Origin of the sequence: Pseudoalteromonas sp. OFAV1 (assembly GCF_021532595.1) — a bacterium.
Classification (GTDB): Bacteria; Pseudomonadota; Gammaproteobacteria; order Enterobacterales; family Alteromonadaceae; genus Pseudoalteromonas; species Pseudoalteromonas lipolytica_C.
This window is the reverse complement of the sequence record NZ_JAKGBG010000049.1, coordinates 24,237-33,955: the sequence shown is the minus strand read 5'-3', so window position 1 is coordinate 33,955 and position 9,719 is coordinate 24,237. Positions and strand designations below refer to the sequence as shown.

Sequence of the window (9,719 nt, the reverse complement as noted above, 5' to 3'; positions counted from 1 at the left end):
AAGCACGACCTACAAAACATCGTAGGAACGGCTTCAGCCGTGAATCTTTGGATGTTTGGCTTTAAAGGCCTCTGTTGAGGGATTATATTGATGTAGGTCGTCATTTATGGCGACAAAACGTTAAATACTTTTTAAATGACGCGCTAAAGCACGACCTACAAAACATCGTAGGAACGGCTTCAGTCGTGAATCTTTGGATGTTTGGCTTTAAAGGCCTTTGTTGAGGGATTATATTGATGTAGGTCGTCATTTATGGCGACAAAACGTTAAATATTTTTCAAATGACGCGCTAAAGCACGACCTACAAAACACCGTAGGAACGGCTTCAGCCGTGAATCTTTGGATGTTTGGCTTTAAACGACTCCAACACCGAAGGTGATATTGGCGTAGGTCGTCATTTATGGCGACAAAACGTTAAATATTTTTCAAATGACGCACTAAAGCACGACCTACAAAACACCGTAGGAACGGCTTCAGCCGTGAATCTTTGGATGTTTGGCTTTAAAGGCTTCTGTTGAGGGATTATATTGATGTAGGTCGTCATTTATGGCGACAAAACGTTAAATACTTTTTAAATGACGCGCTAAAGCACGACCTACAAGAGAGCGCGCGAAACAAGTTTCACGCCTACAAGGTTAAACTTGCTAATTTACTCACTCTTCGCCGGCTTTTTCAAAATCTTGTCTTTAAAGTCAAGTACTTTTCCAATACCAGAACCTAGTTTCATAAGGCTTTGAAGCTGTTCAGGGCTTAAGCGTTGTAGCTCTGCAGACCACTTGGTTACAGTTTCGAGCAGGTCGTGAATTTCTTGCATTTGCTGCTGAGCAAAGCGCTCATCATCAGTGTGGGCTTCTTCTAAAATGTTATCGCGAAGCAGGCTAAGGGTTGGGTCTATCTCGCGCTTTTTACGCTCTTCGAATACGCGGTTGGCCATATCCCAAATACTGCCAGCAGGGCCGTAGTATTCTTTACGGTCTCCCGGAATATGGTGCACTTTAATTAAGCGCCAAGACTGTAGCTCTTTAATGCCCATACTTACGTTTCCGCGCGAGATACTTAAGGTATCGGCAATTTCATTGGCGGTCATTGGCTCTTTAGTAATGGTTAATAATCCACACATTTGACCAATGGTGCGGTTAAAGCCCCAACGGCTACCCATTTCACCGCAGTGCATAACAAAAGCTAAGTTTTTTTCAGATAGGCTCATAATTTTTAGTATTCAAAAATTTCAGAAATTAAATGCTAGCACGCTCGGGGTATAACTAAAAGAAATAGCCACTATGCAATCTGCTACTACTAAAGTGTAGATGCGGCCAATTTTAAATTTAAGTTATTGAATTTAAATAATAGTTTAATTAAATGCCGCAGTGATTAGCTATTTGATGTGGATCAATAATAGTGACAGTTAATAAGTTTATCGTATAGGCTGAAATCTAATAATACCATGGAGGAACGTTATGAAAGCTGCAGTAAATAAAGAGTACAAAGGTAAATTAACTATCGAAGATATCCCATGCCCAGAAGTGGGAATTAACGATGTGCTAGTTAAAATTGCCGCGTGTGGGGTGTGCCACACAGATTTACATGCTTGTCATGGAGATTGGCCAGTCAAACCAAAAATGCCATTAGTACCGGGCCATGAAGGGGTAGGTACTATCGAAAAAGTAGGCGCAAACATTAAACACTTATCAGTAGGCGACCGTGTCGGTGTTCCTTGGTTATATAGCGCCTGTGGTCATTGTGAGTTTTGTTTAGAAGGCAAAGAAACCTTATGCCTTGAGCAGCACAACACAGGTTATTCAGTCGATGGTGGTTATGCGGAATACTGTGTAGCCCATGGTGATTACGTGGTTAAAATTCCTGAAGGATTAGGTTTTTCAGAAGCCGCACCACTATTTTGTGCGGGGGTTACAACCTATAAAGCGCTTAAAGTGACTGATGCAAAAGCGGGTGATTGGGTGGCAATTGTTGGTGTTGGCGGCCTAGGCCATTTAGCGGTGCAATACGCAAAAGCAATGGGCTTTAATGTGATTGCCGTTGATACCGGCGAGAGCAAGTTGGCACTAGCCAAAGAGCTTGGTGCAGACATCACCATCGACTTTATGAAGCAAGTGCCTTCAGAAACCATTTTTGAACAAGTGGGTGGGGCACATGGCGTTGTGTGTACTGCTGTTTCAAAACCCGGTTTTGAGCAAGCTTATAAAAGCGTGCGCCGTGGCGGTAAATGCGTACTTGTAGGTTTACCACCAGAAGATATGCCACTACCAATTTTCGACACCGTGTTAAATGGTGTGTCTGTTGTAGGCTCTATCGTTGGTACGCGTAAAGACTTACAAGAATGCCTCGACTTTGCAGCAAAAGGGAAAGTTAAAGCCATTATTGAAGAAAAACGCCTCGAAGATATCAACGATATATTTGACGACATGTTAAAAGGCGATATCACAGGCCGAATCGTGATGACGCTTTAAGCTAAGTCAGTTAACGCTGTCAGATTTTTTTGAGTGATTAAATTGAATCTGACATTTTTCCATATGCAAAAGCAGGGTACTGTAACTAGTTATTGCCCTTAGATAAGTTAACGTAATTGCTCTAAGGGCGGCTTTGAGCGATAAGCGGTCATTCAGGGGAGCCGTCATTGATTTAGTAAGAATAAGCTACTTTAAGTATAATATTTATAGCTATCAATAGTTTTCACTATTTGCTATTAGTATAAGCTCACAAAATAAGGACGCTTTCGCGCTAAAAAAGGAAAGTGTCCACTGATAAATTTGTTATACCCCTAAGCGTAATAAGTGAGATTATGAGTATTAAATTTACAAGAACTGCCAGGACATCAAACAGTGAGAGTTATGCTCTTTTCCAAGACGATCATAATGTAGGCAGCTTAGATATCCACTTCAGCGACTGTGTATATGGGACGTTGATATTTACGAAAGAGTTTTCAAATGAAGAACACCAAGAAATTTTTGCTCGAATAGAAGATGAGTTAGTGGATCCTGTCCCACGAGCTGACTTTATCTTTTCTGTATATCAGGGAAAAGAGATTGGAATGTATTCTGATTCCATTACAGAAGAGGACCGCGCATATGAACCAGTTAAAAAAAGAGACCTTGAAGACATTTCTAAGTTAGTAAAATCAGCAGTGGGTAAAAAAAGAAATATTCAAGGTAAGTTGACAGAGCATATTTCAGTAGAGTTCTTTGAGTCTTTAGGGTACAGAGCTAAGCGTGGGGATTCAGAGCTTGATCATATGAAAATTGACGTAGTCGCTGAGTCTGATGAGGAGCTGGTTTTAGTACAAGTTAAATCCGGTTCTATTGGGTTAAAACAAATTGAAAATGCTGTTGAAAGCATAAGTAAATATCCTTCATCAAAACAAAACGTGGCTGCATTCATAGCGAATGATTTCCCAGTTAGAGCAGAAAGCCTACGAAAAGCACTTGGTTGTAAGTATGGAATGCAAATTCAGTATTATCATACATATCAAATCCTTAAAAATTTACCAGAATATAAAAGCTCACTTTGAGTCGGGGTATAACAAACTTTTTAAGAGTGATTCGCAAAGCTTGGCATTTTTCATCCTATCGTTGTGCTTTGTCTTTAAGGAGGTATTCTTTACTTTCAATGGTTGCGAAAATGTTATTTATCTAAAGAAGGAATTATTGATGTTTAGATAACCTAGCAGCTCTTAATGGCACATAATTACCTGTCGACTCTAATGCATAACCGCCCAAAAAAAGCTACTACTCAAACTCGCTCTCATTAAACAAAACAAAAAGCGCGACCCAACTAAGCCGCGCTTTATGCTATCAATTCACAATTAAAGTGTGTAGCTAAAGGTTAATTTAGCATTACGCTCTTCTCCTGGCATACCGCCTAAGAACATTGCTTTTGAGTAATAGGTTTTGTTAAACAAGTTATTTAGGTTTAACTGTAGTTTCCAATCATCTGTTTGGTATTGAATAGCGGCGTCGTACACCGTGTAGCTTGGTACGTAGCCATCAGGAATACCAAACGAGGTTGAGTTAGTGCTGCGGTCATCAACATATTGCACGCCTGCGCTAATTGTAAGTGGCTCGGCTAAATCAAACCATTTAGCGTCATAGCTTAACCAGCTGCTTGCTGTTACATAAGGCACACCTTTTTGGCGAGAATCAAAGCTTGATGAATTTGGATTTTGCTTATCGCGGGCGTCTTGATACACCGCGTTTACGTTAAGTTTCCATTGCTCGTTTAAATCGGCATTTAAATCAAGCTCAACACCTTTGGTTTGCTCTTCACCATCGTAAAAGCTTTTTGGTACTGAAGCATCAGATACACCGGCTTCGTAATCTGGGTTGGCATACTCAAGGTTTGTACGGGCACTATCAAATACCACAAGTGATGCTAGTAGTTGATCGTCAAAGGCTTTTACACGCATACCAATGTCGTTACTGACTGACTCTGCGTCATCTCGGTCTGCTTCGTTACCCGATACACTGCCAAGCACACTGTAAGCTGTACGGCCTTTAGAGTGGTTTACAAAGAACGAGATATCATCGCTCAGTTTGTAGGTTGCACCTAGGTTATAGGTCATACCGCTGTCTGATGTATCTGCTTCTGGCGTTGGTTCGGCGGCACTGGCACGGTAGCGCGCATCAACACCAAAATGTTCGTAGCTTTGTTTAATACGGTTAAAGGCAACGCCTACTCGGGTTGTGAAAGTGTCGTGAATATAGGCAACATGTTGAATACCCACACCCCAAGCCTGAACCTTTTTGTTGTAATCGCTGGTTTTTAGCGGGTCGTAATCAAAAAAGCTGCCTTCGCCCCAGTTCGGGTTACGAATATCAAAAATGTAAGGTAATTGACCTTGGTAAATAACCTCTCCATCTTTGTTTTTAATGACCTTGTCGGCATCGTAAATTGAGTATTGTTTAAAACGAATATCGCGGTCTTCGTAGTTGGCGTTTACAAGTAGTTCGTTATCAATACCGGCAAAGCTAAAGTCATAACGCAAGTCAGCAAAGTATTGCCATGATTTTTCGTCTGCTTCTACTTGGCGGTATTCTTGGCGACGCGCTGCAAATGGGTAAAGTACGTCATCAACCACTAAAGGAGCGCGCGGGTCGGCATTGATCACGCCATTACGGTTCCAATAAACATAGTTATAAGCACCCGTTTGGCGGGCAAAGCTCGATTCGTAATTACGGTATTGTAGTTGCTGATTTAAAAATAAATTATCAGTAATAAAGTAGTTATGGGTTAACTTAAAGCGCAGCTCTTCGCCTTCGTTGTCATTTGCCATTGGCGAGATAATACCGTTATGACCAAAGGTATAAGGTGTTAAGCCATCATTTGCTGCCAGTGAGTCTGCTAATTGTTGGCGTTGCTGTTCGGTTAGTTGCAGGCCTTTTGCTGTTGCATCGTTAATTAAATCGGCAGCGGTTACTTCACCTGCGGTTTTACCATTCACTGAGTCGCTGTTAAAAATACGAATAGGGTGGCCAATTGAATCAACAGCAATGGCATCTTTGATATAAGCGGCAGAAATCATGATGTCTTGTTTGTCGCTTAATACGTATTTTAATGCGCCATAAATTTCATCTCGGTCGTCTTTTAAGTCGCGATAGCCATCGCTGCGAGCGGTTTTAGCGTTAACGCGATAAGCAAGGTTTTCGGTTAATGCTGCTGTGCTATCAAAGCCTAATGAGTAGCTATCCCATTGACCAAGCTCAGCATTAACGGTGTGTTTTTCAGTGAATTGTGGTTTCTTTTCAATAAGGTTGATAACACCGCCTGCGCTACCCATACCATATAAACCCGTTGCAGGGCCTTTAAGTACTTCTACAGATTCAACATTGGTCATTGAGCGTGTTGGGTTAAAGGTGTTACCTAGGCCTGCACCGCCGTACATGCCATCGTAAGTATAGTTTGCACCTAAACCGCGGATCACTAAGTTATCGCCAATACCGTAGTTATTACCGGCTTGGGTTACACCACTGATGTTACGCACTAAGTCTTGTAAGTTTGTTGCGCCTTGCGAGTTGATAAGCTCTTGATCAACAACTACAACCGGGGCTGGTGTTTCCATTAGGCTCATATTTGATTTAGTAGCAAGGCCAGAATCAAGTACTACACGGTTTTGTTTGTCGTATACGGTAATACGTTCAACTGAGTCTAAATCGTTGGCGTTTGCATTGAATGCGCTTAAGCAGGCTAGGGCTAAAATTGAGTATTTATATGTCGTCATTATAGGTAAATTGTCGATGTTTTTCGGCAATGATAATGCGAGTTGTTTTCATTTCAAGTTTTATTTATCTGTTTTAGGTAGTTTCTTCATTTGGATACAAGTTGTTAACAACTGGTTTTATGGTTGGTAATCTTGTTTACGATATAGATATAAAGGAAGATTGCTGACTTCACTAATGCAAAGCCAGCATAATAGCTTATTTAAAAACTTTACCGTCTTTCATAACAAATTGTACATCTTCAAGTACTGCAATGTTTTCAAGCGGATTGCCTTTAACGGCGATAATATCGGCTAAGAAACCGCTTTTGATTTGCCCAAGTTGATCATCCATTTTTAGCAGTTTAGCGCTATTGATGGTGGCAGACTGTAAGGCTTGCAGTGGTGTCATACCAAATTCAACCATACGCGAGAACTGCTTCGCGTTATCGCCATGAGGGTAAATCGCTGCATCAGTACCAAACACCATGTTTACGCCAGCTTTTACTGCACGGCTAAAGCTATCGCGTTGCTTTTTAGATACTTGGCGTTCTTTATTGAGATTTTCTTCTGCAACCCCGTTTTGTTCGCCAAAGGCAAGGGTGTATTCAGTGTTGTAAATATCCATTGAGAACCAAGTGCCGTGTTTTTTGGCAAGTTTAATGGCTTCGTCATCGACAAAACTAACGTGCTCAACACTGTCTACACCAGCAACAATGGCTGCTTTAATACCACTGGTACCGTGCGCATGGGCTGCCACGGTTAGGCCACGTAAATGAGCTTCGTCAACAATGGCGTTCATTTCGTCTTGGCTATATTGTTGAATACCCACTTTTGTGCCTTTTGAAAATACCCCGCCTGTAGCGCAAAACTTAATGGCATTAGCACCGTACTTAATGTTTTCACGTACTTTAGCGCGCACAGCCCATGGGCCATCAGCAACGCCTTCGGCGGTGTATTTCATTTCTGGTGGTAAACGGTTGTTATCACAGTGACCGCCAGTAACACCTAAAGACGGGCCAGCTGCCCAAATACGTGGGCCAACAATATCGCCTGCGTTAATGCCATCGCGTACTGCAATCACGCTGTAGCCTTCTGCGCCTAAGTTACGCAGCGTTGTAAAACCTGCATACAGTGTTTTTTCGGCAAAGTGTGCCGCTTTAATCGCTTTACGCGGAATCGATTGACCAATTCGCTCACTGCGCGGCACGGTAGGATCGCTCGTTAAATGCACATGCATATCCATTAAACCCGGCACCAAAGTCAGTTCTAATAATTGAATGTGCTTATCGCCGTCTTTTAAGTTTGGCTGTTTATTGCTTTGTACAGCTGTAATTTGACCATTATCTATACTAATAAGTGGTGATTTAATCAGTTTACCTGAATTTACATCTACCATGGCTTTTGCCGATAAGTAGGTGGTTGCGTAGGTATTTAGAGAGGTTAGGCAAGCTAGGCCTAGGCTAATAGCGAGAGCTGTCTTTTTCATTTTTATTCAAAATTGGTAAGTCGAGACGTCACTCTAGCAATCAGCTTGTTAAGTGTAAATAAACTGCGATAAGTTGCAGCGCTACTTGCTAAATAGGGAACTAAACCCTCATAATTTAAGCGTACTTAATATAAGGGCAGGGAAAGAATGAAAAACGTAAAACTAGCACTACTTAGTTCGGCGGTGATGTTTGCATTACTTGGTTGTAATGAATCAACGCCAAGCAACGAAAAAGCAACGCAGGCAGTAAGCAAACAAGCACCAAGCGCAACGTCAGCCAAAGAGCAACTTGATACATTACTAGCAGACTACTTTGAAGCAGGCTTAAAGTTTAATCCAATTGGCGGTACTTACATTGGTCGCAGCGAATATAACGACCAATTTATTGCACCTATTAGTAAAGCAAACCGCGACGAGCAGCTTAACTTTGTTAAAGAATACAAAAACAAACTAGCAAATATCGACAAAGCGCAATTAACAGGTCAGTCATTATTGAGCTACGAAATTCTAGCCCGCGATTTAGACCTTGCGATTGAAGGCGCTCAGTTTCCAAGTTACTTAATGCCAATTAACCAAATGGGCGGGGCGCATAATACCTTTGCTGCTTTAGGCTCTGGGCAAAGCGCACAGCCTTTTAACACGGTTGAAGATTATCAAGCATTTGAAAAACGTGCTGACGGTTTTATCGCTTGGTTAGACAGTGTTGAGCAATCAATGCGCCAGGGCATGAAAGAAAAAGTGGTTCTGCCTAAACCGCTTGCTGAAAAACTGTTACCGCAATTTCAAACTCATATTGTAGAAAAACCAGAAGAGTCATTATTCTGGGGGCCAATTGCTCAGTTACCTGAGTCTTTCAGCGACGAGCAAAAAGCACAGCTAACAAGCGCGTACACGGCGATGATCAGCGAGCGTTTAGTGCCTGCGTATCAAAAAATGGCTGACTTTTTAGCGAATGAATATATTCTAAATGCCCGTGAAAGCATTGGTTACAGCGACCTGCCAAATGGTAAAGCATGGTATGAGTATCAAATTAAACAGCATACAACGCTGAGCTTAAATGCCGATGAAATTCATGGCATTGGTTTAAGCGAAGTATCGCGTATTTTATCTGAGATGAAAAAAGTTAAAGAGACTGTCGGTTTTGAAGGCGACTTAAAAGCGTTTTTTGAACACCTAAGAACCTCAGATGAGTTTTACTACGATACGCCAGAAGAGTTAATTGCCGCGTACGAAGCAGTAAAAGAAAAAATTGATGCTAAGCTGCCGCAAATGTTCGATATTGCGCCAAAAGCGCCATACGTTGTAAAAGCAGTTGAAGATTTCCGCGCTGAATCTGCTGCGGGTGCATCTTATCAGTCGCCAGCACCAGATGGCTCACGCCCAGGTATTTTCTATATCAATACCTTTAACCTAAAAGCACAGCCTAAGTTTTTACTAGAAACCCTGTCTATTCACGAAGCCGCGCCGGGTCACCACTTTCAAATTGCCTTGCAACAAGAAATTGAAGGATTACCGCTGTTTCGTAAATTTGGTGGTTATACGGTATTTGCAGAAGGTTGGGCATTGTATGCAGAAAGTTTAGGTAAAGAGCTTGGCTTATTTACCGACCCTTATATGTGGTACGGCCGTTTATCAGATGAGCAATTACGCGCAATGCGCTTAGTGCTTGATACAGGTTTCCACGCGAAAGGTTGGACACGTCAACAAGGTATTGATTACATGTTGGCTAACTCATCAATGGCAGAAAGCGACATTATTGCCGAAGTTGAGCGTTACATTGCATGGCCGGGCCAAGCGTTGTCGTACAAGTTAGGTCAGTTCAAAATTCAAGAACTACGTGACTACGCTAGCAAAGAGCTAGGCGATAAGTTCGATATTAAAGCTTTCCATACGCAAGTGCTGATTGATGGCGCATTACCTATGCCAATTCTTGAAGAGAAAATTAAGCGTTGGGTTAACGAGCAAAAGTAGCACCTTTGCGCGCATGCTGGCTTTACGCTAGAATGCGCGCTGTTTAGGGGC

The 9,719-nt window shown here is 41.9% G+C and carries 6 protein-coding genes; 3 read left to right on the top strand and 3 right to left on the bottom strand.

Features of this window, described 5'->3' with window-relative positions; genetic code table 11:
• Nucleotides 1–649: 649 nt before the first annotated feature.
• A complete protein-coding gene (locus tag L1267_RS19715) occupies nt 650–1,207 on the bottom strand; it encodes a GbsR/MarR family transcriptional regulator (protein ID WP_135926439.1) in 558 nt (185 codons plus the stop codon).
• 250 nt (nt 1,208–1,457) lie between these two features.
• On the opposite strand from L1267_RS19715, the gene adhP reads away from it, so the two are divergent.
• The gene (adhP, locus tag L1267_RS19710; RefSeq protein WP_054552054.1) at nt 1,458–2,468 is read left to right on the top strand and encodes an alcohol dehydrogenase AdhP; all 1,011 of its coding nucleotides are present in this window, start codon (nt 1,458–1,460) and stop codon (nt 2,466–2,468) included.
• A gap of 332 nt (nt 2,469–2,800) precedes the next feature.
• Nucleotides 2,801–3,526, top strand: coding sequence for a restriction endonuclease (locus tag L1267_RS19705; protein ID WP_235383888.1), 726 nt, complete (start codon nt 2,801–2,803; stop codon nt 3,524–3,526).
• A 294-nt stretch (nt 3,527–3,820) separates the two neighbouring features.
• On the opposite strand, the gene L1267_RS19700 is transcribed toward L1267_RS19705, so the two are convergent.
• Both L1267_RS19700 and L1267_RS19695 read right to left on the bottom strand, forming a co-directional pair.
• Nucleotides 3,821–6,232 carry a TonB-dependent receptor gene (locus L1267_RS19700; RefSeq protein ID WP_235383887.1) on the bottom strand — a complete coding sequence of 804 codons (2,412 nt, stop codon included), beginning with the start codon at nt 6,230–6,232 and terminating at the stop codon, nt 3,821–3,823.
• A gap of 196 nt (nt 6,233–6,428) precedes the next feature.
• Nucleotides 6,429–7,697 (bottom strand): Xaa-Pro dipeptidase, encoded by a 1,269-nt coding sequence (locus tag L1267_RS19695; RefSeq protein WP_105181890.1) that lies wholly within the window; start codon nt 7,695–7,697, stop codon nt 6,429–6,431.
• Nucleotides 7,698–7,844: 147 nt separating this feature from the next.
• On the opposite strand from L1267_RS19695, the gene L1267_RS19690 reads away from it, so the two are divergent.
• The gene (locus L1267_RS19690) at nt 7,845–9,668 is read left to right on the top strand and encodes a DUF885 domain-containing protein (protein WP_235383886.1); all 1,824 of its coding nucleotides are present in this window, start codon (nt 7,845–7,847) and stop codon (nt 9,666–9,668) included.
• The last annotated feature ends 51 nt before the right edge of the window (nt 9,669–9,719 follow it).